Here is a 23,165-nt window from a genome sequence, read left to right as displayed (position 1 = left end):
GCCCATGTCCGTTTCGCCGGTTTCCATCGTGTCCACGCCTGTTGCCGTTTCCGCATCGCCCGCCGGGTCCCCGGATCAGCCGGCCCCGCCGGTCACCGTGCGGTGGCGGGGCGTCGAGACCTACGAGGCGAGCTTCGACGCGATGCGCGCGTTCACCGACACGCGCACCGCCGACACCGGCGACGAGATCTGGCTGGTCGAGCACCCGCCGGTCTACACGCTCGGCCAGGCCGGCGACCCGGCCCACCTGCTGGTGGCCGACAGCGGCGTGCCGCTCGTGAAGGTCGACCGCGGCGGGCAAATCACTTACCACGGCCCCGGTCAGATCGTCGCGTACCTGCTGCTGGACCTGCGCCGGCGCAAGCTGATGGTGCGCACGCTGGTGACGAAGATCGAGGAGGCCGTGATCGAAACCCTCGCGGCGTATAATCTCGCTTCGGTCCGCAAGGCGGGCGCGCCCGGGATCTACGTGGCGTCCGGCGTGCACGAGGGCGCGAAAATCGCGGCCCTCGGCCTGAAGATCCGCAACGGCTGCAGCTATCACGGGCTGAGCCTGAACGTGAAGATGGATCTGCGCCCGTTTCTTGCGATCAACCCGTGCGGCTATGCCGGACTGGAAACTGTCGACATGGCGAGCCTCGAGGTTGCCGCCGACTGGAACGACGTCGCCCACACGCTGGTGCGCCGTCTGATCGCCAACCTCGACGGCGCATCCGCGGCCGCCGACAAGCCGCAGGCACTGGAACAACATTCGAATGACTGACGTTACCGCTTCCCCCGCACCGGCCGATTCGGCCGCGACCCCTGCCTACGATCCGACCGCCAAGCAGAAGGCGCAGGCGAAGACGGCGCGCATCCCGATCAAGGTCATTCCGATCGAGAAGCTGAAGAAGCCCGAGTGGATCCGCGTGAAGGCGGCCACCGGCAGCTCGCGCTTCAACGAGATCAAGACGATCCTGCGCGAGCACAACCTGCATACGGTGTGCGAGGAAGCGAGCTGCCCGAACATCGGCGAGTGCTTCGGCAAGGGCACCGCGACGTTCATGATCATGGGCGACAAGTGCACGCGCCGCTGCCCGTTCTGCGACGTCGGCCATGGCCGCCCCGATCCGCTGGATCCGGACGAGCCGAAGAACCTCGCGCGCACGATCGGCGCGCTGAAGCTCAAGTACGTGGTGATCACGAGCGTCGACCGCGACGACCTGCGCGACGGCGGCGCCGGTCACTTCGTCGAGTGCATCCGCGAAGTGCGCGAGCAGTCGCCGGAAACGCGCATCGAAATCCTGACGCCGGACTTCCGCGGCCGTCTCGACCGTGCGATCTCGATCCTGAACGCCGCGCCGCCGGACGTGATGAATCACAACCTCGAAACGGTGCCGCGCCTGTACAAGGAAGCGCGCCCGGGTTCGGACTACGCGCACTCGCTGAAGCTCCTGAAGGACTTCAAGGCGCTGCATCCGGACGTCGCGACGAAGTCGGGCCTGATGGTCGGCCTCGGCGAAACCGAGGAGGAAATCCTGCAGGTGATGCGCGACCTGCGCGCGCACGACGTCGACATGCTGACGATCGGCCAGTACCTGCAGCCGTCCGAGCACCACCTGCCGGTGCGGGCGTACGTGCATCCGGATACGTTCAAGATGTACGAGGAAGAGGCGTACAAGATGGGCTTCACGCACGCGGCCGTCGGCGCGATGGTGCGCTCGAGCTATCACGCCGATCTGCAGGCGCATGGGGCCGGGGTGGTCTGAGCGTCCTTGCTTCGTCGTCTTCCGGCGAACCCGAAAAAGCCCGCAGCGATGCGGGCTTAATAGGATGGTCAGCCCGATCCTCACTCAGTGGACTACGCTGAGTGAGGATTTTGTCCTTCTGGAGGGCCATCATGGACACGGTATCGCTGATCGGAATCGATCTCGGCAAGCACTGCTTCCACCTGCATGGACAGGATGCGTCAGGCAGGATGGTGTTCCGTAAAAAGCTCACGCGTAGCCAGATGTTCACGCTGCTGGGCAATTTTCCGCGTTGCATTGTGGTCATGGAGGCCTGCGCCGGTGCTCACTGGATCGCACGTCGACTTCAAGCGCTGGGCCATGAGGCCAAGCTGATTTCTCCGCAATTCGTCAAACCGTTCCGGCAAGGCAACAAGAACGATTTCGCGGACGCCCAGGCGATCTGCGAAGCAGCCGCTCGTTCGAGCATGCGTTTCGTGAGCCCGCACAACGAAGCCCAGCAGATCGTTTCAGCCTTGCACCGTGTGCGCGAGCGGCTGGTGCGTGACCGCACCGGCACGATCAATCAGATTCATGCGTTTCTGTTGGAGTTCGGTATCAGCTTGCCGCGCGGCATGGCAGTGATCCGGCGACTGCCTGCCGTGCTCGAGGCAGAATCGTTGCCGCCGAGGCTGGTGGTCGTGCTCGAACGTTTGCAGGCGCACTTCAAGTATCTGGACGAGCAGATCCACCAGCTCGAACGTGAGTTGCTTACCCAGCTACACGAGGATGAACGCAGCGAACGACTGCTCGAGATTCCTGGCATTGGCCCGATGACCGCCAGCGTGTTGATGTCAGAGTTGGGCGATGCTCAGCAATATGGCTCAGCAAGGCAGTTTGCAGCTTCGGTCGGTCTGGTGCCGCGGCAGTACAGCACCGGCGGCAAACCAACGCTACTGGGCATCAGCAAGCGTGGCGACAAGGAACTGCGACGGCTGCTGGTGCAATGTGCGCGGGCCGTCATGCAGCGCATCGAGCACCGCACGGATGCATTGGGCGTCTGGATTCGCAGCCTGTTGGCGCGACGACACTCGAACGTGGTGGCCTGTGCCCTGGCCAACAAACTGGCGAGGATCGCCTGGGCCATCCTCGCCAAAGGGACACACTACCGGAGCATCGAGGCTGTTCCCTCAGTCTGACGCTTCCTATCGCTTACGGCTTCAGTTTCAGTAGTCACCTCTGGTTTTGCGACGCGAGATACGTGAAGGCATAAACGACTCAACGGCCGGGCAAGTAACCTGACACAAAAAACAGCACCTCAATGCTGTGGGCTTTTTGAGGTTTGCCCGGCGCGGCTCCCATCATGGGGCGGGATCTTTCCCATCCGCGACCCCGGATAGATTCGAGCAAGTCCACTTTAGGTCAACACTGCCTCGCTTGCAAAAATCGGGCTGACCATAGATTTTCGTTGGCGCGGACGCCCGGCTTGCGTTCGCACGGCAATCGCCACCCGACCGGACACGCAATCCGGTCGAGCATGGAAAGCAAAGCTGAAACGGCATCGATAGCTTCGCAGGATAAGTTCGCTCCCGCCGCGCGCAAAGCTCCTATAGTCGGCTCTTCCGCAGCAATGCCCGCATTCCGAAGGAGAGCCGCATGTCCCGTTTCAGCTTCATCCGCCGCGCCGTCGTCGCGCTGACCGCCTTTGCCGCGCTCGGCGCGGCGCACGCCGAAACGCGCGAAGTCGTGATCGCGTACCAGGACATGGTGGTGCCGTGGCGCTATGCGCAGGCGAGTGGTGAAGTCGAAAAGGCGACCGGCTACAAGGTCACGTTCCGCAAGCTCGACAGCGGCGCCGACGTGATCCGCGCGCTCGCGTCGGGCTCCGTGCAGCTCGGCGAAGCCGGCTCGAGCCCGATCGCGGCCGGGCTGTCGCAGGGGCTCGACATCTCGCTGTTCTGGGTGCTCGACAACATCAACGACGCTGAGGCGCTCGTCGCGCGCAACGGCTCGGGCGTCACGAACGTCGCATCGCTGAAGGGCAGGAAGATCGGCGTGCCGTTCGTGTCGACGTCGCATTTCCACACGCTCGTCGCGCTGCAGGCCGCGGGCGTCAATCCGAACGACGTGAAGATCGTCAACCTGCGTCCGCCCGAAGTCGCGGCGGCGTGGGCACGTGGCGACATCGACGCGACCTACATCTGGGATCCGGTGCTCGCGAAGGTCAAGCAGTCGGGCACCGTGCTGACGACGTCCGGCCAGGTTGCGAAAGAAAGTGGCAAGGCGACCTTCGACGGCTTCGTCGTGAGCCGCAAGTTCGCACGCGATAACCCCGAGTTCGTCACGCGCTTCGTGAAGGTGCTCGCGGCGGCCGATGCCGACTACCGCGCGCATGCGGCGGCGTGGAAGGTCGGTTCGCCGCAGGTCGCGGCGGTCGCGAAGGTGTCGGGCGCGAACGCGCAGGACGTACCGGCCAGCCTCGCGCTCTATGCGTTCCCGACCGCGGCCGAGCAGGCGTCGCCGACGTGGCTCGGCGGCGGTGCGCAATCGGGCGCGGCGAAGTCGCTGGCGGCGACCGCCACCTTCCTCAAATCGCAAGGCACGATCCAGACGGTGCTCGCCGACTATTCGGCCGGCGTCGATCCGCAGTTCGTGCAGAAGGCCGCGCGCTAAGCGGCGATCATCGCGGAGTCCTGAGCATGAGCACGCTGGAAGTCCGTCAGGTATCGGTTGCCTATCCGGGCGAGCGCGGCAGGCCGACGACGCAGGCGCTCGCGCGCGTCGACCTGCGCATCGATGCCGGTGAATTCGTCGTCGCGCTCGGCGCGTCAGGCTGCGGGAAGACGACGCTGCTGAACTGCATGGCCGGCTTCGTCGCGCCGACCACCGGTGAGGTGTGCGTCGACGGCGTGCCGGTCACGGGCCCCGGCGCCGATCGCGGCGTCGTGTTCCAGAAGTACGCGCTGCTGCCGTGGCTCGACGTGCTCGACAACGTCGCGCTCGGGCTGCGCTTCGCGCGCGTGTCGAAGGCCGAACGCGCGGCGCGGGCGCGGGAGATGCTCGCGCTCGTCGGGCTCGACGGTCATGCGCATGCGCGCGTGTACGAGCTGTCGGGCGGGATGCAGCAGCGTGTCGGCATCGCGCGCGCACTCGCGAGCGACCCGCGCGTGCTGCTGATGGACGAGCCGATGGGCGCGCTCGACGCGATGACGCGCGGCACGATGCAGGCGCTCGTGCTCGACGTGTGGGCGCGCACCGGCAAGACGGTGTTCTTCATCACGCACGATGTCGAGGAGGCGCTGTTCCTCGCGACGCGTCTCGTCGTGATGACGCCCGGCCCTGGCCGGATCGCGGAAACCTTCGAACTGCCGTTCGCGCGCCGCTACGTCGAATCGCGCGATGCGCGCGCGGTGAAGTCTTCACCGGATTTCATCGCGTGGCGCGAGCGGCTGATCGCATACCTGCATCGCGACGAAGCGGCCGAGGCGGCCGCATGATGCATGAACTCGCGCGACAGGGCGCGTCGGTCGGACGCGGTCGGATCAGCACTTTGCACAGGCAGGACAGCATGAGCACGCAGGATTCGTGGGCGGCCGACGGAACGGCCGCAGGAGTCGAGCAGGGCGATCGCACGCGGATTCGAGCGGCGGAACGTCGTGCGCCGTCGTCGCGCCGCTACCGGTTGCCGGGGGAGGGGAAGACGGCGGCCTTGAGCACGGCGACGGTCGCGGTGCTGGCCGTGCTGTGGTGGGTCGCCACGCATCGCCAGTGGCTGCCGCCGCTGTTCCTGCCCGCGCCGGAAGCCGTGTGGACGGCGTTCGTCGATGCCTGGCATGGTCGCATTCAGGGTGGGCTGCCGTTGTCCGAGCACCTGCTGTGGAGTGCGGCGCGCGTGTTCGGCGCGTTCCTGCTCGCGACCGCGATCGGCGTGCCGGCCGGCATCCTGATGGGCGTGAGCCGCGTCGCGCGCGGCGTGCTCGATCCGCTGCTGGAGTTTTACCGGCCGCTGCCGCCGCTCGCGTACCTGCCGCTCGTCGTGATCTGGTTCGGCATCGACGAAACGGCGAAGCTCGTCGTGATCTTCCTCGCGTGCTTCGCGCCGATCGCGATGGCGGCGCGCGCCGGCGTGCGTGCGGCGACGGTCGAGCAGATCAACGCCGCGTATTCGCTCGGCGGCAGCTTCGCGCAGATCGTGCGGCATGTGGTGCTGCCGGCCGCGTTGCCGGAGATTCTCACCGGGCTGCGGATCGCGATCGGCTTCGGCTGGACGACGCTCGTCGCGGCCGAGATGGTCGCCGCGACGGCCGGGCTCGGGCAGATGGTGCTCAACGCGTCGAGCTTCCTGCGCACCGACATCGTCGTGATGGGGATCCTGATCATCGGCGCGATCGCGTGGCTGTTCGATCTCGCGATGCGGTGGGTCGAACGGCGGATCGTGCCGTGGAAGGGGCGGGGATAGGCTGCGAGTCGCACCGGGGCGTGACGGAGGTCGATTGCCCCGCGCTGCAAACGAAAGAGGGGCCGGGCTTCGCGTCGAGCGAAGCCCGGCCCCTGTCGCATGATGCCGGTGACTGCGAGACGACGACTTACCAGCGATACCCGGCGCCGGCGCCGACCGCGACCGTGCCGCGCGTATTGGTGGAGCCGGATGCCTTGACCACCCAGCGCCCGTTGCGCGTGGCGGTGGACAGGCCGAACGCGACGGCCGACTGCCCGCTGTACGTGCCGCCGGCGATCGAGACCATGCTTTCGCCGGCCAGCGACGCCTGCGGCAGGTTCGCGATGGCGACGGCGGACGCGATGCCGCCGCTGGCGTCGCGACGATAGTGGTCGATGTCGTTACGCACGCTGCCGATCTGGTCGTGCAACTGCTGCACGTTCACGGCATCGGTCGGCGCGGTGCCGGCCTTGACGTTGGTGATCTGCCGCTCCTGGCCTGGTGCGCCGACGGAGACCGTGTCGTCGCGATCGGCGACGGAGTTGTTGCCGAGCGCGACCGAGTTGTTGCCCGATGCCGTCGAGTTGTTGCCGAGCGCGAGACTGTCGTCACCGGATGCCTTCGAGTTCTGCCCGAGTGCAAGCGAGTTCGATCCCGTTGCGCCGGAGCCGTCGCCGAGCTGCGCGAAGTCGTTGCCGTGGTTCCCGCCGGGCGGTGGGCTCGTGGGTTTGTCGTTCTCGAAGTTCGTCAGGCGCGTATCGAGCAAGTCGATCTTCTGCTGCATCGTGAAGAGTTGCCCGCCGTTGACGGCTTCCAGGCTGCCCGCTGCGATCAGGCCGGGCGCGACGTTGGCAAGCAGCGTGCCGCCCACACCGCCGAGCGTCGCGCGGGCGAGTGTCAGATCGTCGTACACGAGCGCACCGAGCTGTTTGCCGTTCGGGTCGATCAGGCCGGTCGCCTTCAACTGTGCGATGGTCACGGCGTCGGTGTCGTCGACACCGTTCGACAGTCCGGTCAGTACGCGCGTACCGTCCGTGCCGGCGAGGCTTACCGACGCGCCGCCCTTGTTCGCGCCGATCGAGATCGCGAGGCTCGCGGGATCCTGGCGCACGAGGCCGGTGGCGCCGTTGTCGAGGCGCGTGCCGAGATCGTCGACGTCGATGCGGATGGATTTGACGTCGCCTTCGATGTTCGTGACACGGCCGTCGAGCGTCGTGATCGATTGCGTGTTGGTCTTGGCGCGTTCGTCGAGATTCGTCAGCGCACTGCCGACGTCGTTGAACGACTGGCCGTCGATCTTGTAGTTCGGGCCGCGCACGCTCCCGTCCGCGTTGATCGCGGCATCGCCGCCGAGCGCCTCGACGACCGGCTTGAGCTGCGACAGGTTGACCGCGTCGGTGTCCTTCGTGCCGGCGCGGAGATTGACGAGCTGGCGCTCGTTGCCGGCTTGGCCGATCGAGACGGTCTTGGCGCGGTCGGCGACGCTGCCCTGGCCCAGCGCCACCGAATCGTGCGCGGTCACTTTCGTGTCCGCGCCGAGCGCGAGCGCGCGGTTCGCGTTGACGCTCGACGATACGCCGAACGCGCTCGACCGGTCGCCGTGAACGCCGGCCTTTTCACCGATCGCAATCGTGGCCTGACCATTGGCGCTGGCATCCGCGCCGATCGCGATGGCCGAGTAATCGCCGCCGGTCTCGCCGTTTGCCTTCGCACCGGGCCCGATGGCAATCGAGCCGGCTCCCGAGGCAGTCGGCGTGCCGCCCAAACCACCGTTGATGATGAGATTATCCAGCACCAGATCGGCGGCCTGACCGTAGCCCGGTGCAACCATGGCAATGGCGATGGCGAGTTTCGAGAGGCTGGCGGCGCAAGCAGCGCGGCACGCGTGACCGGAAGAGCGGAGGGGGATGCTGGCCATTGTATGAGTCGCAGTCCTTATTAATTTGGGATATTGAGTCGCAGGAGTGGCGCAGGCTGACGAGGCGCCGTCACGATACGGACATGTCTTCTTCCAGGCGGCTCGTTGGCTGCGCGATGGTGCCGTTGTGGGGGACCGCAACATGCCGTCGCTGCCGACGACCGGCCTGGATCGGACTATGCCGATACGAGCAGCGGACTATACGGATTGACGCAAGGGCCGTCGATCAGACGAATACGAAATTGATGCGGATGGTGCGGGACACATGCGTGTGTCGAGCACGATGCGCAGGGTGGACAGAGCGGGCGGGCAGTGAGCGGTCCGCGCGCATCGGGCACGCCAACGCGTCGTCACGGCCGGGCGGCCGGACGACATCGCGTAGCGCGCCGCGCCGCCACGCTTGGGGACCCTCAATCCCCCATCGCCACCCCTTCCCGCCGCGGATCCGCGCCGCCGAACCACACCGTCTGCCCCTGCACGTTCAGCCGCTGGATCCCCTGCAGCCCCGAGTTCATCTCGACGACCTGCACGTCGTGCCCGCGGCCCTTCAGCCCGTCGGCGAGTGCTTCCGACACGCGGCCGCGTTCGAGCTGCGTCGGCCCGTTCATCGACCCGACGTTCGGCAGCGCGATCGCCTGCTGCATCGTCATCCCCCAGTCGAGCACGCCCACCAGCGTCTTCGCGACATGATTGATGATCGCGGGGCCGCCGGCCGAGCCGACGATCATCGTCACCTGCTTCGTCTTCTTGTCGAACACCAGCTCCGGCGACATCGCCGAGCGCGGCCGCTTGCCGGCCTGCACGCGGTTCGCGACCGGCCGGCCGTTGTCGTTCGACACGAACGAGAAATCGGTGAGCTGGTTGTTCAGCATGAAGCCGCGCACCATCAGCCGCGAGCCGAACGCGTCCTCGATGCTGGTCGTCATCGACAGCGCCTGGCCGTAGCGGTCGACGATCGCGATGTCGGACGTCGACGGCAGCTCGGGGCTGCGGTCGTCGGCCATCGCGAGCGTCGCGTCCTGCGGCGTGCCGGCCTGCGCGACGCCCATGCTGCTGTCGCCGATCAGGTGCGCGCGCTGCGCGAGATAGGTCTTGTCGGTGAGGCTCGCCCAGCTGCCACCGGGCAGCGGCACGAAATCGGGATCGGCGACGTAGCGCGCGCGGTCCGCATACGCGAGGCGTCCGGCTTCGCTGAACAGGTGCGCGGCGAACGGCGTCGGCTCGTAGCCGACGTCGTTGCGCACCGGCTTCTGCGCGCCGATCTGCTGCCAGTCGGGCATCGCTTCGAGGATGCCGAGCATCTGCGCGATCGCGAGGCCGCCCGACGACGGCGGCGGCATCCCGCACACGACCGAGCGCCGGTAGTCGGCGCACAGCGGCGCGCGCACCTTCGCCTTGTAGCGCGCGAGATCCTGCAGCGACAGCAGGCCCGGGTTGGTCGGGTGCTTGCGCACCTTCGTGACGATGTCGCGCGCGATCGCGCCGCTGTAGAACGCGTTCGCGCCGCGGTCGGCGACCTGGCGCAGCACGGTCGCGAGCGCGGGGTTCTTCAGCACCGTGCCGGCTGCCTTCGGCGTGCCGTCCGGGTTGTAGAAGTACGCGCGCGCGGCCGGGTCGTTCTTCAGGTACTTGTCGCTGGCGATCAGCGTCGCGAGCCGCGGGCTGATCGTGAAGCCGTGCTCGGCGAGCCGGATCGCGGGCTGGAACAGCCGGCGCCAAGGCAGCTTGCCGTGCGCGCGATGCGCGGCGTCGAGCATGCGCAGCACGCCCGGCGTGCCGACCGAGCGTCCGCCGACGACACCTTCGTAGAAGCTCATCGGCTGGCCGGTCGGCCCGTAGAACAGGCGGTCGGTCGCGGCGGCCGGCGCGGTTTCGCGGCCGTCGTAGGCCTGCGTTGCCTTGCCGTCGAAGTACAGCAGGAACGCGCCGCCGCCGATTCCCGACGATTGCGGCTCGACGAGCGCGAGCACCATCTGCGTCGCGATCGCCGCGTCGATCGCGGTGCCGCCCGCCTTCAGCATCTCGTAGCCGGCCTGCGTCGCGAGCGGGTTCGCGGCCGCGATCATGAAGTGCTGCGAGGTCCAGCCCGGCTTGTCGGTCCAGCCGGACGACAGTTCGGGCGCGTGGAAGCCGGGCAGCGGCACGGCGGCGCCCGAGGCGGCGGCGACGGGCACCACCGCGCCCGACGGTGGCGTGGACGGGGACGTGCAGCCGGCGTTGAACGCGACGAGCGCGACGGCGGCAAGCAGCGTCCAGGAGCGCGAATGCGGACGAATCCGGTCGAACATTGAACCCTCGGCAGCAGTGAATTCGAAGGAGGCGACGGTGCCGGCGCAATGCGGCTGCCCGCCCCGGCGCGCTATTGTCGCCGCGTGCCCGGCGGCTTGTCACCCGACAGGAAACCCTGACGCATCGCGCCGGGCCCGCCCCGGCCGGTCTTTCCGGCCTGTTCGAGGATGAACTCTATGAACGTCGACGTCGCGCGCGTGTGGTGCCGGTTCGGCATGTAGAGCATGTACATGTGCGTGCCGAAGATGCTGAGCCGGTACGCGTCGAGCGACGTGACGACCGTGCCGCGCCGGATGTCGTCCTGCACCACGTAGTCGGGCACGATGCCGACGCCGATCCCGCCGAGGATCGCCTGCCGCAGGAACAGAAAGTTCTCCGAAACCAGCGTGGGCTCGAGCAGCACCTCGTGGCGCTCGTCGCCGAGATACGCGGCGATCCTGAGCTGCCGGCCCATCACCGTCGCGGTGACGACGGGGGCGGCCGACAACGCGCCGAGGCTCGCCGGCATCCCGTGCTCGGCCGCGAAGGCGGCGGACGCGCACGCGACGTAGCGCACCGCGCCCATGTCGCGCGCGACGAGGTTCTGCGGCGGCTCCGGCATCACGCGCACCGCGATGTCGATCTCGTCGCGCATCAGGTCTTCCACGCGGTTCTCGAACACGACGTCGAGCACGATGCCCGGATGCAGCCGCTTGAACGCGAGCAGCCAGTCGGACATCACCATCTGCCCGTAGCCGCTCGGCACCGACAGCCGCACGCGGCCCTGCAGGTCCTGGCCGAGCGTCGTCACCGATTCCTGCGCGGCGAGCAGTTCGTTGCGGATGCGCCGGCCGTGCTCGTACAGCTTCAGCCCGATCTCGGTCGGCTCGATGCGCCGCGTCGTGCGCCGCACGAGCTGCTGGCCGATCGAGCGCTCGAGCTGGTTCAGCCGGTAGCTGACGTTCGCGCGGCTCATCTTGAGCCGCTGCGCGGCCTTGCTGAGATTGCCGGCGTCGAGGATCTCGACGAGCAGCGTCAGCGCGTTCAGGTCCATGCGTCGCGTCTCCTGATCCGTCCCGGTTAATGGTCGGAAGCATTCAGTGTCAAGTCAGACTTGACAGCTTGTAAAAGCAGGAGGGAATTGTCAATGAATCTCGATCAATCGAGAATCAGGTCATGCCCGGCGTACGGCCGGATCTTGTCCCGCTTCGTGCGGGACGGGGGCCGGTGCCCCGGCGCCGCTCGCGTGGCCGTGAGCCACGAACCGGCGTCGACGCACCAGCCGCCGCGTCAAGGAGACACGATGAACTCACCCGCTTCCCCCGCCAGCCCGGCCGGCACCGTCACGCGCGAACGGCGCGACAAGGTGCTCGTCGTCACGATCGACCATCCGCCCGTCAACGCGCTGTCCGCCGCGGTGCGGCGCGGCGTTGCCGACGCGCTCGACGCGGCGCAGGCCGACGACGCGATCCGTGCGGTGCTGATCGTCGGCGCCGGCCGCAACTTCATCGCGGGCGCTGACATCCGCGAGTTCGGCAAGCCGATCGCGCCGCCGTCGCTGCCTGATGTATGCGAGCGGATCGAATCGGGCGCGAAGCCGGTCGTGGTCGCGCTGCACGGCGCGACGCTCGGCGGCGGCCTCGAAGTCGCGCTCGCCGCGCATTACCGGCTCGCGGTGCCGGGCACGAAGCTCGGGCTGCCCGAAGTCACGCTCGGCCTGCTGCCCGGCGCGGGCGGCACGCAGCGCGCGCCGCGCCTGATCGGCGCGAAGGCCGCGCTCGACCTGATGCTGACGGGCCGCCATGTGAGCGCGGACGAAGCGCTCGCGCTCGGCCTCGTCGACCGCGTCGCGCACAGCGACGACACGCTCGCCGAAGGCCTCGCGTATGCGCAGGAGCTCGTGTCGCTCGGCGCGCCGGTGCGTCGCACGCGCGATGCGCGAGGGCTTGCCGACCGCGCGGCCGCGCAGGCCGCGATCGATGCGGCGCGTGCCGAGCTGCCGAAGAAATCGCGTGGCCTGTTCTCGCCGGCGAAGATCGTCGACGCCGTCGAGGCCGCGCTCACGCAGTCGTTCGACGCGGGGATGAAGCTCGAGCGCAGCCTGTTCCTGCAGTGCATCGACAGCCCGCAGCGCGCGGGCCTCGTGCATGCGTTCTTCGCGGAGCGCGAAGCGGCGAAGGCGCCCGAGGCGCGGCGCGCGAGCGCGCGGCCGGTCGAGCGGATCGGCGTGGTCGGCGGCGGCACGATGGGCGCGGGCATCGCGGTCGCGGCGCTCGATGCCGGGCTGCCGGTGACGATGATCGAACGCGACGAAGCATCGCTCGCACGTGGCCGAGCGCACGTCGAGAAGGTGTACGACGGCCTCGTCGCGAAGGGGCGGATGACGCCGGCCGCGCACGCGGCGCGGCTCGCGCGCTTCAAGGGCAGCACGTCGTACGACGCGCTCGCGCAGGCCGACGTCGTGATCGAGGCGGTGTTCGAGGACATGGCCGTCAAGCAGGCCGTGTTCGCCGAACTCGCGCGCGTGTGCAAGCCAGGCGCGGTGCTCGCGACCAACACGTCGTATCTCGACATCGACGAGCTGGCCGCCAGCATCGACCGCCCGGCCGACGTGATCGGCCTGCATTTCTTCTCGCCGGCCAACGTGATGAAGCTGCTCGAGATCGTCGTGCCGGCCCGCGTGAGCGCGGACGTCATCGCGACTGCATTCGCGCTCGCCAAGCAACTGAAGAAGACGCCGGTGCGCGCCGGCGTGTGCGACGGCTTCATCGGCAACCGGATCCTCGCGGTCTATCGCACGGCGGCCGACTATCTGATGGAAGACGGCGCGTCGCCGTACCAGATCGACCGCGCGGTGCGCGAATTCGGCTTCCCGATGGGGCCGTTCCAGGTCGTCGACCTCGCGGGCGGCGACATCGGCTGGGCGACCCGCAAGCGCCGCGCGGCGACGCGCGACCCGCGTGCACGCTACGTGGCGATTTCCGACCGGCTGTGCGAGCGCGGCTGGTTCGGCCAGAAGACCGCGCGCGGCTACTACCTGTATCCGGACGGCGCGCGCGTCGGCACGCCGGACCCGGAAGTCGAGGCGATCGTCGCGGAAGAGCGCGCGAAGAAGGGCGTCACGCCGCGCACCTTCACCGACGACGAGATCCTGCGCCGCTACCTCGCCGCGATGATCAACGAAGGCGCGAACGTGGTGCACGAGAAGATCGCGCTGCGCCCGCTCGATGTCGATGCGGTGTTCCTGCACGGCTACGGCTTCCCGCGCTATCGCGGCGGCCCGATGCATTACGCGGACACGGTCGGCCTCGCGAACGTGCTCGCCGATATCCGCGCGTTCGCGAAGGAAGATCCGCTGTTCTGGAAGCCGTCGCCGCTGCTCGTCGATCTCGTCGCGCGCGGCGCGGATTTCGCGAGCCTGAACCGCATCGACTGAACGCCCACCGCATTCGCCACGGACCGAAGATGGACCTCAATTTCACTCCCGAAGAGGAAGCCTTCCGCACCGAAGTGCAGCGCTTCCTGCAAGCCGAACTGCCCGCGCGCATCGCGCGCAAGGTGAAGGGCGGCCTGCATCTCACGCGCGACGACATGCGCGAATGGCACGCGACACTCAACGCGCGCGGCTGGCTCGCGAGCCACTGGCCCCGCGAATACGGCGGCCCCGGCTGGAGCGTCGCGCAGAAGTTCCTGTTCGACAACGAATGCGCGCTCGCGGGTGCGCCGCGCATCGTGCCGTTCGGCGTGAACATGCTCGGCCCCGTGCTGATCAAGTACGGCAACGACGCGCAGCAGCGCCACTGGCTGCCGCGCATCCTCGACGGCACCGACTGGTGGTGCCAGGGCTACTCGGAGCCGGGCGCCGGTTCCGATCTCGCATCGGTGAAGACGAGCGCGGTGCGCGGGATCGACGCGCAGGGCGAGCACTACCTCGTGAACGGCCAGAAGACGTGGACCACGCTCGGCCACTACGCGAACATGATCTTCTGCCTCGTGCGCACCGCGACCGACGTGCGCAAGCAGGAAGGCATCAGCTTCCTGCTGATCGACATGAACACGCCGGGTGTCGAAGTGCGCCCGATCATCACGCTCGACGGCGAACACGAAGTGAACGAGGTGTTCTTCACCGACGTGCGCGTGCCGGCGGCCAACCTCGTCGGTGAGGAGAACCGCGGCTGGACCTACGCGAAATACCTGCTCACGTACGAGCGCACCAACATCGCCGGAATCGGCTTCTCGACGGCCGCGCTCGACCGGTTGCGCGCGGTGGCCGCGAAGGTCACGAAGAACGGCCGGCCGCTCGCGGACGATCCGTTCTTCGCAGCGCGCGTCGCGCGGGTCGAGATCGAGCTCGAGAACATGCGCACGACCAACCTGCGCGTGCTGGCCGCGGTCGCGGGCGGTGGTGCGCCGGGCGCGGAAAGCTCGATGCTGAAGATCCGCGGCACGCAGATCCGCCAGGAGATCACCGCGCTGATGCGGCGCGCGATGGGACCGTACGCGCAGCCGTTCGTCGAGGAGGCGCTCGGTGCCGACTACGACGGCGAGCCGGTCGGCCCGGACGACGCCGCGAGCGCCGCGCAGCAGTACTTCAACAACCGGAAGCTGTCGATCTTCGGCGGCTCGAACGAGATCCAGAAGAACATCATCGCGAAGATGATGCTCGGGCTGTAACGAGGGACGCGACGATGGATTTCCAGCACACAGAAGACCGCCGGATGCTGGCGGATACGTTGAACCGCTTCATCGCCGAACAGTACGCGTTCCCGGTGCGCGATCGCATCGCGCAGTCGGCCGAAGGTTTCGATCGCGCGATGTGGCGGCGCCTTGCCGACCTCGGCACGGTCGGCGCGCTGTTTTCCGAAGCCGACGGCGGGTTCGGCGGAGCGGGCTTCGACATCGCCGTGGTGTTCGAATGCCTCGGGCGCGGGCTCGTCGTCGAGCCGTTCCTCGGCGCGCTGCTCGCGGGGCGTGCGCTGTCGCTCGCCGGCGGCGCCGCGCATCGCGACCGGCTGGCCGCACTGATCGACGGCATCGCGAGCGCCGCGTTCGCGCATGACGAACCCGGCTCGCACTACGAACTGACGACCGTGCGCACGCGTGCCGAACGCTCGGGCGACGGCTGGGTGCTGACGGGCGCGAAGGGCGTCGTCGACCAGGCCGCGCAAGCGGCGTTCTTCGTCGTCAGCGCGCGGGTGTCGGGTCACGACGACGATGCGGCCGGCATCGGCTTGTTCGTCGTGCCGGCCGATGCGCCGGGCGTATCGTTGCGCGACTACCGGAAGATCGACGGCGGCCGCGCGGCCGAGGTGCGCTTCGAACGCGTCGTGCTGCCGGCCGATGCCGCGCTCGGCGCGCGCGACGGTGAAGCAGGCGCCGAGCTGCTCGAACGCGTGCTCGGCTACGGATTGCTCGCGCTGTCGGCGGAGGCGCTCGGTGCGATGGACGTCGCGAAGGAATACACGCTCGACTACCTGCGTACGCGCAAGCAGTTCGGCTTGCCGATCGGCAGCTTCCAGGCGCTGCAGCACCGGATGGCCGACCTGCTGCTCGAAGTCGAGCAGGCGCGCTCGGCCGTGATCAACGCGGCCGCACAGCTCGATGCGCCGCGCGGGGTGCGCGAACGTGCGCTCGCGGCGGCGAAGTACACGATCGGCCGGATCGGCACGCTCGTCGCCGAAGAGAGCATCCAGCTGCACGGCGGGATCGGGATGACGTGGGAGCTGCCGCTGTCGCACTACGCGAAGCGCCTCGTGATGATCGATCACCAGCTCGGCGACGAGGATCATCACCTCGCGCGCTACATCGCGCTGTCGAAACAGTAAAGACGAACGACGCGAACGGAGGAGACAAGGATGACGAACGAATCGCGCGCATTGCCGCTGGCCGGCGTGAAGGTGCTCGATTTCTCGCGTGTGCTCGCGGGCCCGTGGTGCGCGATGGTGCTCGCCGATTTCGGCGCGGAAGTGATCAAGGTCGAGCATCCGGCGCGCGGCGACGACACGCGCGATTGGGGCCTGCGGATCGGCGACACCGAGACGACCTACTTCAACAGCGTGAACCGCAGCAAGCGCTCGATCTGTCTCGACCTGCAGACCGAAGACGGGCGGCGGCTCGCGCGCGAGCTGGCCGCGCAGGCCGACGTGGTGCTCCACAACTTCAAGTTCGGCGGCGCGGAAAAGCTCGGGCTCGGCTACGACACGCTGGCCGAGCTGAACCCGCGCGTCGTGCACTGCGCGATTTCCGGCTACGACCGCTCGGGCGCCGAGGCAGCGCGGCCCGGCTACGACCTCGTCGTGCAGGGCGAGGCCGGGCTGATGGCGCTGAACGGCGAGGCCGGCCAGCCGCCGCTGAAGTTCGGCGTCGCGGCAGTCGACCTGTTCACCGGGATGTATTCGGCGCAGGCGATCCTCGCCGCGCTGTACGAGCGCCATGCGACGGGGCGCGGGCGGCGCATCGAAATGGCGCTGTTCGACTGCGGGCTGATGATCACCGCGTACTACGGGCTCGACGCGCTGCTGATGGGCGAGGACCCGCCGCGCTACGGCAACGCGCATCCGTCGGTCGTGCCGTACGGCGTGTTCGACGCGGCCGACGGCCCGCTCGTGATCACGGTCGGCAACAACGCGCAGTTCGCGCGCTTCTGCGAGGCGATCGAACGCCCCGACCTCGCAGCCGACACGCGTTACAAGACCAACCTCGGCCGCTCGGAAAACCGCGCCGAGCTGCTGCCGGAGATTGGTCGTGAACTCGCACGCCGGTCGCGCGCGACGTTGCTCACGGCGCTCGCCGACGCGGGCATTCCGTGCGGCGAAGTGCTCGGGCTGCACGAGGCGCTGAAGTCGGAACGCGCGACGAGCGCAGGGCTCGTCACGCGGCAGCCGCATCCGGTCGCGGGCGGCGTCGACGTGCTGGCGCCGCCGTACCGGTTCGATGGTGCGCGGTTGCCGGTGCGCGGCGCGCCGCCGGTGCTCGGTGCCGATACGGATGCGGTGCTCGGCGGCTGGCTCGGGATGTCGGCCGACGAGGTTGCGCGGCTGCGTGCGGATCGCATTGTGTAACGCGTTTCATGCCTTGCCGCCGTGGCGCGGGCGGAGCAGTCGACGCGCCAGCCATCCATAAGACATTCCTCGCGACGACGAGGAGACATTGGAGACACCATGGAGCTTTCCGTCATCGAATCGGTCACGGCGCGCCGTGACTACCAGCAGCTCGTGCGTGCGCGGCGCCGCTTCAGCTTCACGCTGACGGCGCTGATGATCGCCACGTACTACGGCTTCATCCTGCTCGTCGCGCTCGCGCCGCACGTGCTCGCCGCGCCGCTGTACCACGGCGCGACGATGACGGTCGGGATCGCCACCGGCGTCGCGATCATCCTGGTCGCGATCGGCCTGACCGCGTGCTACGTGCTGCGCGCGAACCGTGCGTTCGACCGCCGCGTCGACGCGATCCTGCAGCGTTCGTGACGGAGGCCGACATGCGACGACTCTCGATGGCGCTCGGCGCGCCTGCCGTTCTCGCTTCCACCGCCGCGCACGCGGTATCCGTCGCGGGCCCGATGCCCGACAAGGTCGAACTGAACCCGGTCGCGATCGGGATGTTCTTCGCGTTCGTGTTCGCGACGCTCGCGCTCACGCGCTGGGCCGCGCGCCGCACGCGCTCGACACGCGACTTCTACACGGCCGGCGGCGGCATCACCGGGCTGCAGAACGGGCTTGCGATCGCGGGCGACTACATGTCGGCCGCGTCGTTCCTCGGGCTGTCGGGGATGGTGTTCATGTTCGGCTTCGACGGGCTCATCTACTCGATCGGCTTCCTGGTCGGCTGGCCGTTCGTGATGTTCCTGATCGCCGAGCCGCTGCGCAACCTCGGCAAGTTCACGTTCGTCGACGTCGTCGCGTACCGCTTCGCGCAGCGGCCGATCCGGCTGCTGACGTCCGCGAATTCGCTGACCATCGTCGTGCTGTACCTCGTCGTGCAGATGGTCGGCGCGGGCAAGCTGATCCAGCTGCTGTTCGGGCTGTCGTACGGCACGGCCGAGCTGATCGTCGGCGTGCTGATGGTGGTCTACGTGTTCTTCGGCGGGATGACCGCGACCACCTGGGTGCAGGTGATCAAAGCCGTGCTGCTGCTGTGCGGCGCGACGCTGCTCGTCGTGCTTGCACTGAGCGAATTCGGCTTCAGCGTCGACGAGATGTTCCGCCGCGCGGTGGCCGTGCATCCGGGCGCGCTGTCGATCATGGGCCCCGGCAAGCTGATCCGCGATCCGGCCAACGCGCTGTCGCTCGGCATCGCGCTGATGTTCGGCACGGCCGGCTTCCCGCACATCCTGATGCGCTTCTTCACGGTGCCGAACGCGAAGGAGGCGCGCAAGTCGGTGCTCTATGCGACCGGTTTCATCGGCTACTTCTATTTGCTGACCTTCGTGATCGGCTTCTCGGCGATCGTGCTGCTCGCGCAGCATCCGGAGTTCTTCAAGCTAGGCGCGAACGGCACGTTCAACCTGACGCACGACCTGCTCGGCGGCTCGAACATGGTCGCGGTGAAGCTCGCGCAGGCGGTCGGCGGGAACTGGTTCTACGGGTTCATCGCGGCCGTCACGTTCGCGACGATCCTCGCGGTGGTCGCAGGCCTTACGCTCGCCGGCGCGACGACGATCTCGCACGACCTGTACGCGCAGATGTGGGCACGCGGCAAGCCCGACGAGCGCGTCGAGATGCGCATCTCGCGCGCGGCGACGATCGCGCTGTCGGCGGTCGCGATCGGGCTGTCGATCCTGTTCGAGCACGTGAACGTCGCGTTCATGGTCGGCCTCGTCGCGGCGGTGGCCGCGAGCGCCAATTTCCCGGTGCTCGCGATGTCGATTTTCTGGCGCGGGATGACGACGCGCGGCGCGGTGCTCGGCGGCGGCCTCGGCCTCGCGTCGGCGGTCACGCTCACGGTGCTGTCGAAGTCGGTGTGGGTCGACGTGCTGCACCACGCGCACGCACCGGTGTTCCTCGACAACCCGGCGCTCGTGTCGGTGCCGCTCGCGTTCATCGGGATCGTCGTCGGCTCGCTCGCGGATCGCGGCGAGCGCGCCCGGCGCGAGCGCGACGCGTTCGCGCAGCAGGAGTTCTACGCGCAGACGGGCGTGCTGGCCGGCCGCGCCGTGCAGCATTGATTCGTCAGATGAATGAGTGCATCCGTCCGGATCGCCGGACGGATATTTTCCGGAAATCCGGAAACCCGGATTTCCTTGCCTGCCGCATTATGAGAAATACAATGAATACAAAGGTTTGACGGGTTTCAGGAACCTGGCATTGACCTTGCAATATAAAGCGCACGGCCCTCCCCCGGCCGAACTACTACAGCAAGCAAGGAGACAATCGATGACCACTGCCTTCCTCCCCCTCCGGACGTCCTGAGGCATCGCTTGTTGCGGCACGGCAGCCGCGCGGGCGAGTGAATCTTCCCCTGTGACATTCGTCCGCGCGCGTGACGCCGTTTCCATCGGCTCATCTACTTCTGCAGGAACCATCGTGAAGAAGAAACCCTTCTACAAAGTGCTCTATGTGCAGGTGATCTTCGCCATCATCGTCGGCGTGATCCTCGGCCACTTCTATCCGTCGATCGCCACCGACATGAAGCCGCTCGGCGACGGCTTCATCAAGCTGATCAAGATGGTGATCGGCCCGATCATCTTCTGTACGGTCGTCACCGGCATCGCCGGCATGGAGGACATGAAGAAGGTCGGCCGCGTTGGCGGCAAGGCGCTGCTGTACTTCGAGATCGTGTCGACCTTCGCGCTGGTGCTCGGCCTGGCGGCCACGCACATCCTGCGTCCGGGCGTCGGCTTCAACATCGATCCGGCGACGCTCGACGGCAAGGCCGTCGCGTCGTACGCGGCGAAGGCGCACGGGCAGTCGACGGTCGACTTCCTGATGCACATCATCCCGAACACGATGGTCGATGCGTTCGCGCAGGGCGAGATCCTGCAGATCCTGCTGATCGCACTGCTGTTCGGCAGCGTGCTCGCGCATCTCGGCGAGCGCGGCAAGGTCGTCACCGACTTCATCGACGGGCTCACGCGCGTGCTGTTCGGCATCGTGCACATCGTCACGAAGCTGGCGCCGATCGGCGCGTTCGGCGCGATGGCGTTCACGATCGGCAAGTACGGCGTCGGCTCGCTGGTGCCGCTGCTCAAGCTGATCGGCACGTTCTACCTGACGTCGGTCGTGTTCGTGCTCGTCGTGCTCGGCACGATCGCGCGGGTCACGGGCTTCTCGATCATCCGCTTCGTGTCCTACATCAAGGAAGAGCTGCTGATCGTGCTCGGCACGAGCTCGTCGGAAGCCGCGCTGCCGCAGCTGATGGAAAAGCTCGAGAAGGCCGGCTGCTCGCGTTCGGTCGTCGGCCTCGTCGTGCCGACCGGCTATTCGTTCAACCTCGACGGCACCAACATCTACATGACGATGGCCGTGCTGTTCATCGCGCAGGCGACCAACATCGAACTGACGTGGATGCAGCAGCTCACGCTGCTCGCCGTCGCGATGCTGACGTCGAAGGGCGCGAGCGGCGTCACGGGCGCGGGCTTCATCACGCTCGCCGCGACGCTGGCCGTCGTGCCGACGATCCCGCTGTCGGGCATGGTGCTGATCCTCGGCATCGACCGCTTCATGAGCGAATGCCGTGCGCTGACCAACATCGTCGGCAACGGCGTCGCGACGGTCGTCGTGTCGGCCTGGGAGAAGGAGCTCGACCGCAACAAGCTGCGCCAGGCGCTGAAGGGCGGCGGCGAAGTGGCGCCGACCGAGACGGCCGGCGTCTGACGTCATGAAGGAGCAGGCGGCGGCACCGCCCGCCGGCGGTGCGAGCCGCGGCGGTCGAGGCGGAAGGGCGGAGGCCTATGACACAATAGGTGATCCGCATCGCCAGGAAGCCTCGACCGTGACGCGCCGTCTGCTCATTCTCGTCGTGCTTGCCGCCGCGCTCGCCGCGGCGTGCACGCTGACGTGGACGATCACCTGGCGGCGCGGCGTCGCCGAGCTGCAGCGCAACGCCGCGGTGCGCGTCGACCGCACCACCAACGCGCTCAAGAGCACGCTCGACCGCTACGAGTCGCTGCCCTATCTGCTCGGCAGCCATCCGTACGTGCAGGACCTGCTCGCCGAGCCGACGCGCGCCGACTACACCGGGCGCGTCAATCGCTATCTCGAAGACCTCAACGAACACGCGCACGCGACCGTCACCTACGTGATCGGCGCGGACGGCCTGTGTGTCGCCGCCAGCAACTGGCGCGCGCCCGACAGCTTCGTCGGGACCGAATACCGCTTCCGCCCGTATTTCCTCGATGCGATGAACGGCCAGGTCGGCCGCTTCTTCGGGATCGGCACGATCTCGCGCGATCCCGGCTACTACATCTCGCAGCCCGTGTGGCGCGACGGCAAGATCGCGGGCGTGGTCGTCGTGAAGCTCAACCTCGAATGGTTCCAGGGCGCCGATGCGTCGGAGCCGCTCGTCGTCGCGGACGATCACGGCGTCGTGTTCCTGTCGTCGGTGCCCGCATGGAAGTACCACACGCTGCGCCCGCTCACGGGCCCTGTCGCCGCGTCGATCTACGAGACGCGCCAGTACGCGCAGCAGCCCGTCACGCCGCTGCCGCTGCGCATCGAGCAGGTGCTCGGCCCCGATGCGGAAATCGTGCGCCTGGGCCCCGGCATGCGCGCGCCGCGGTTCCTCGCGAGCAAGCGCCGGATCGGCGAGCCCGACTGGCTGCTCGTCACGCTCGCGCCGATCGCGCCCGTTGACGCCGATGCGCGCAACGCGACGATCGTCACCGGTTTCGGCTTCGTGTCGGTCGCGCTGCTCGCGTTCTACTGGCGGATGCGCCGCGCGCGCGTGCGTGAAATGATCCGCGGCCGCGCGCTGCTGCAACAGGCGTACGCGGAGCTGAACCGGCGCGTCGAGGAGCGCACGGCCGACCTGTCGGAAGCGAACGAGCAATTGCAGAAGGAAGTCGGCGACCGGATCCGTGCGGAGCAGGAGCTGCGCGCCGCGCACGACGAACTGATCCAGGCGAGCAAGCTCGCCGCGCTCGGCCAGATGGCGGCCGGCATCACGCACGAACTGAACCAGCCGCTCGCGGCGCTGCGCAGCTTCTCGGACAACACGCGCGTGTTGCTCGATCGCGGCGAGCAGGCGGCCGCGCGCGAGAATCTCGAGGCGATCGCCGCGCTGACCGAGCGGATGGGCAAGATCACGAACCAGCTGAAGCTGTTCGTCGGCCGCGCGAAGCCGCGCAACGAGCAGGCGCTCGTCGTGCGCGCGCTGCGCAGCGTGCTGTCGCTGCTCGACGAGCGGCTGCGCGGCGTCGCGCTCACGCTGACGCTGCAGGACGCGACCGTGTCGCCCGCGCAGGATGCGCCGCTCGATCTGGCGCGCGACTATCCTGAACTCGTCGCCCGTTGCGAGGATCTGCGCCTCGAACAGGTGCTGATCAACCTGCTCGGCAACGCGCTCGACGCGGTCGCCGGGGTGGCGGCGCCGGCGATCGAGGTGACGATCGCGGTGTCGGCGGCCACGCTCGCCGTCGAGGTGCGCGACAACGGAAGCGGCATTGCCCCTGACCTGCTGCCGCGCCTGTTCGAGCCGTTCTTCACGACCAAGGAAATGGGGTGCGGGCTCGGCCTTGGCCTCGCGATCTCGTCGTCGATCGCGAGCGACGCGGGCGGGGCGCTGACTGCGCGCAACGCGCCATCGGGCGGTGCGCTGTTCGTCTTGACGCTGCGGCGCGCCCGCACGCATCATCCGGACTCCGTGTCCGAGCCGGCGGGCTCGCGCTAGGCGCGCCACG

The 23,165-nt window shown here is 68.1% G+C and carries 17 protein-coding genes; 14 read left to right on the top strand and 3 right to left on the bottom strand.

Features of this window, described 5'->3' with window-relative positions:
• Positions 1-4 precede the first annotated feature (4 nt).
• The 6 genes from lipB (at position 5) to CFB45_RS16220 (ending at position 6,165) form a co-directional block, all read left to right on the top strand.
• Positions 5-763, top strand: a complete 759-nt coding sequence (lipB, locus tag CFB45_RS16245) for a lipoyl(octanoyl) transferase LipB (RefSeq protein ID WP_039346281.1) — start codon at positions 5-7, stop codon at positions 761-763.
• A complete protein-coding gene (lipA, locus tag CFB45_RS16240) occupies positions 756-1,748 on the top strand; it encodes a lipoyl synthase (protein WP_039346279.1) in 993 nt (330 codons plus the stop codon). The genes lipB and lipA overlap by 8 nt, the downstream gene beginning before the upstream one ends.
• Positions 1,749-1,879: 131 nt before the next feature.
• Complete coding sequence (locus CFB45_RS16235; protein ID WP_089425898.1) at positions 1,880-2,905, top strand: IS110 family transposase; 1,026 nt, start codon at positions 1,880-1,882, stop codon at positions 2,903-2,905.
• A gap of 457 nt (positions 2,906-3,362) precedes the next feature.
• Positions 3,363-4,379, top strand: coding sequence for a taurine ABC transporter substrate-binding protein (gene tauA, locus CFB45_RS16230; protein ID WP_089426415.1), 1,017 nt, complete (start codon positions 3,363-3,365; stop codon positions 4,377-4,379).
• 26 nt (positions 4,380-4,405) lie between these two features.
• Positions 4,406-5,203, top strand: coding sequence for a taurine ABC transporter ATP-binding protein (locus CFB45_RS16225; protein ID WP_089426414.1), 798 nt, complete (start codon positions 4,406-4,408; stop codon positions 5,201-5,203).
• A complete protein-coding gene (locus CFB45_RS16220; RefSeq protein ID WP_089426663.1) occupies positions 5,203-6,165 on the top strand; it encodes an ABC transporter permease subunit in 963 nt (320 codons plus the stop codon). Before CFB45_RS16225 ends, CFB45_RS16220 begins: the two co-directional genes overlap by 1 nt.
• A gap of 127 nt (positions 6,166-6,292) precedes the next feature.
• On the opposite strand, the gene CFB45_RS16215 is transcribed toward CFB45_RS16220, so the two are convergent.
• The 3 genes from CFB45_RS16215 to CFB45_RS16205 form a co-directional block, all read right to left on the bottom strand.
• Positions 6,293-7,975 carry a YadA family autotransporter adhesin gene (locus CFB45_RS16215; RefSeq protein ID WP_256978245.1) on the bottom strand — a complete coding sequence of 561 codons (1,683 nt, stop codon included), beginning with the start codon at positions 7,973-7,975 and terminating at the stop codon, positions 6,293-6,295.
• Between the two features lie 497 nt (positions 7,976-8,472).
• Entirely contained in the window at positions 8,473-10,350 is a 1,878-nt protein-coding gene (ggt, locus tag CFB45_RS16210; RefSeq protein ID WP_089426412.1) for a gamma-glutamyltransferase, read from the bottom strand.
• Between the two features lie 71 nt (positions 10,351-10,421).
• Positions 10,422-11,384 carry a LysR family transcriptional regulator gene (locus CFB45_RS16205; protein ID WP_089426411.1) on the bottom strand — a complete coding sequence of 321 codons (963 nt, stop codon included), beginning with the start codon at positions 11,382-11,384 and terminating at the stop codon, positions 10,422-10,424.
• Positions 11,385-11,633: 249 nt separating this feature from the next.
• Here CFB45_RS16205 and CFB45_RS16200 point away from each other — a divergent pair, with 249 nt between their 5' ends.
• From CFB45_RS16200 to CFB45_RS16165, 8 genes are all read left to right on the top strand, one after another.
• On the top strand, positions 11,634-13,766 hold the full coding sequence (locus CFB45_RS16200; protein WP_089426662.1) for a 3-hydroxyacyl-CoA dehydrogenase NAD-binding domain-containing protein: 2,133 nt from the start codon (positions 11,634-11,636) through the stop codon (positions 13,764-13,766).
• A 29-nt stretch (positions 13,767-13,795) separates the two neighbouring features.
• On the top strand, positions 13,796-15,004 hold the full coding sequence (locus tag CFB45_RS16195; RefSeq protein WP_089426410.1) for an acyl-CoA dehydrogenase family protein: 1,209 nt from the start codon (positions 13,796-13,798) through the stop codon (positions 15,002-15,004).
• 14 nt (positions 15,005-15,018) lie between these two features.
• Complete coding sequence (locus CFB45_RS16190; protein ID WP_089426409.1) at positions 15,019-16,155, top strand: acyl-CoA dehydrogenase family protein; 1,137 nt, start codon at positions 15,019-15,021, stop codon at positions 16,153-16,155.
• Between the two features lie 30 nt (positions 16,156-16,185).
• A complete protein-coding gene (locus tag CFB45_RS16185; protein WP_089426408.1) occupies positions 16,186-17,391 on the top strand; it encodes a CaiB/BaiF CoA transferase family protein in 1,206 nt (401 codons plus the stop codon).
• Between the two features lie 99 nt (positions 17,392-17,490).
• Positions 17,491-17,796 (top strand): DUF485 domain-containing protein, encoded by a 306-nt coding sequence (locus tag CFB45_RS16180; protein ID WP_089426407.1) that lies wholly within the window; start codon positions 17,491-17,493, stop codon positions 17,794-17,796.
• An 11-nt stretch (positions 17,797-17,807) separates the two neighbouring features.
• A complete protein-coding gene (locus CFB45_RS16175; RefSeq protein WP_089426661.1) occupies positions 17,808-19,493 on the top strand; it encodes a cation acetate symporter in 1,686 nt (561 codons plus the stop codon).
• A 358-nt stretch (positions 19,494-19,851) separates the two neighbouring features.
• A complete protein-coding gene (locus tag CFB45_RS16170; protein WP_060321844.1) occupies positions 19,852-21,141 on the top strand; it encodes a dicarboxylate/amino acid:cation symporter in 1,290 nt (429 codons plus the stop codon).
• A 4-nt stretch (positions 21,142-21,145) separates the two neighbouring features.
• Positions 21,146-23,155: a sensor histidine kinase gene (locus tag CFB45_RS16165; protein ID WP_089426406.1), complete on the top strand. Its 2,010-nt coding sequence runs from the start codon at positions 21,146-21,148 to the stop codon at positions 23,153-23,155.
• The last annotated feature ends 10 nt before the right edge of the window (positions 23,156-23,165 follow it).

Origin of the sequence: Burkholderia sp. HI2500, from assembly GCF_002223055.1 — a bacterium.
In the GTDB taxonomy this organism is placed as follows: domain Bacteria; phylum Pseudomonadota; class Gammaproteobacteria; order Burkholderiales; family Burkholderiaceae; genus Burkholderia.
This window is presented reverse-complemented; position numbering and strand designations above follow the sequence as displayed.

Excerpts from the sequence above, each read along its gene's own strand:
- lipA (WP_039346279.1), top strand. The coding sequence starts at position 756 with ATGACTGACGTTACCGCTTCCCCCGCACCGGCCGATTCGGCCGCGACC.
- CFB45_RS16235 (WP_089425898.1), top strand. The coding sequence starts at position 1,880 with ATGGACACGGTATCGCTGATCGGAATCGATCTCGGCAAGCACTGCTTC.
- CFB45_RS16185 (WP_089426408.1), top strand. The coding sequence starts at position 16,186 with ATGACGAACGAATCGCGCGCATTGCCGCTGGCCGGCGTGAAGGTGCTC.
- CFB45_RS16200 (WP_089426662.1), top strand. The coding sequence starts at position 11,634 with ATGAACTCACCCGCTTCCCCCGCCAGCCCGGCCGGCACCGTCACGCGC.
- CFB45_RS16220 (WP_089426663.1), top strand. The coding sequence starts at position 5,203 with ATGCATGAACTCGCGCGACAGGGCGCGTCGGTCGGACGCGGTCGGATC.
- CFB45_RS16165 (WP_089426406.1), top strand. The coding sequence starts at position 21,146 with ATGAAGGAGCAGGCGGCGGCACCGCCCGCCGGCGGTGCGAGCCGCGGC.
- CFB45_RS16190 (WP_089426409.1), top strand. The coding sequence starts at position 15,019 with ATGGATTTCCAGCACACAGAAGACCGCCGGATGCTGGCGGATACGTTG.
- lipB (WP_039346281.1), top strand. The coding sequence starts at position 5 with ATGTCCGTTTCGCCGGTTTCCATCGTGTCCACGCCTGTTGCCGTTTCC.
- CFB45_RS16215 (WP_256978245.1), bottom strand. The coding sequence starts at position 7,975 with ATGGTTGCACCGGGCTACGGTCAGGCCGCCGATCTGGTGCTGGATAAT.
- CFB45_RS16195 (WP_089426410.1), top strand. The coding sequence starts at position 13,796 with ATGGACCTCAATTTCACTCCCGAAGAGGAAGCCTTCCGCACCGAAGTG.
- CFB45_RS16180 (WP_089426407.1), top strand. The coding sequence starts at position 17,491 with ATGGAGCTTTCCGTCATCGAATCGGTCACGGCGCGCCGTGACTACCAG.
- tauA (WP_089426415.1), top strand. The coding sequence starts at position 3,363 with ATGTCCCGTTTCAGCTTCATCCGCCGCGCCGTCGTCGCGCTGACCGCC.
- CFB45_RS16225 (WP_089426414.1), top strand. The coding sequence starts at position 4,406 with ATGAGCACGCTGGAAGTCCGTCAGGTATCGGTTGCCTATCCGGGCGAG.
- CFB45_RS16175 (WP_089426661.1), top strand. The coding sequence starts at position 17,808 with ATGCGACGACTCTCGATGGCGCTCGGCGCGCCTGCCGTTCTCGCTTCC.
- ggt (WP_089426412.1), bottom strand. The coding sequence starts at position 10,350 with ATGTTCGACCGGATTCGTCCGCATTCGCGCTCCTGGACGCTGCTTGCC.
- CFB45_RS16205 (WP_089426411.1), bottom strand. The coding sequence starts at position 11,384 with ATGGACCTGAACGCGCTGACGCTGCTCGTCGAGATCCTCGACGCCGGC.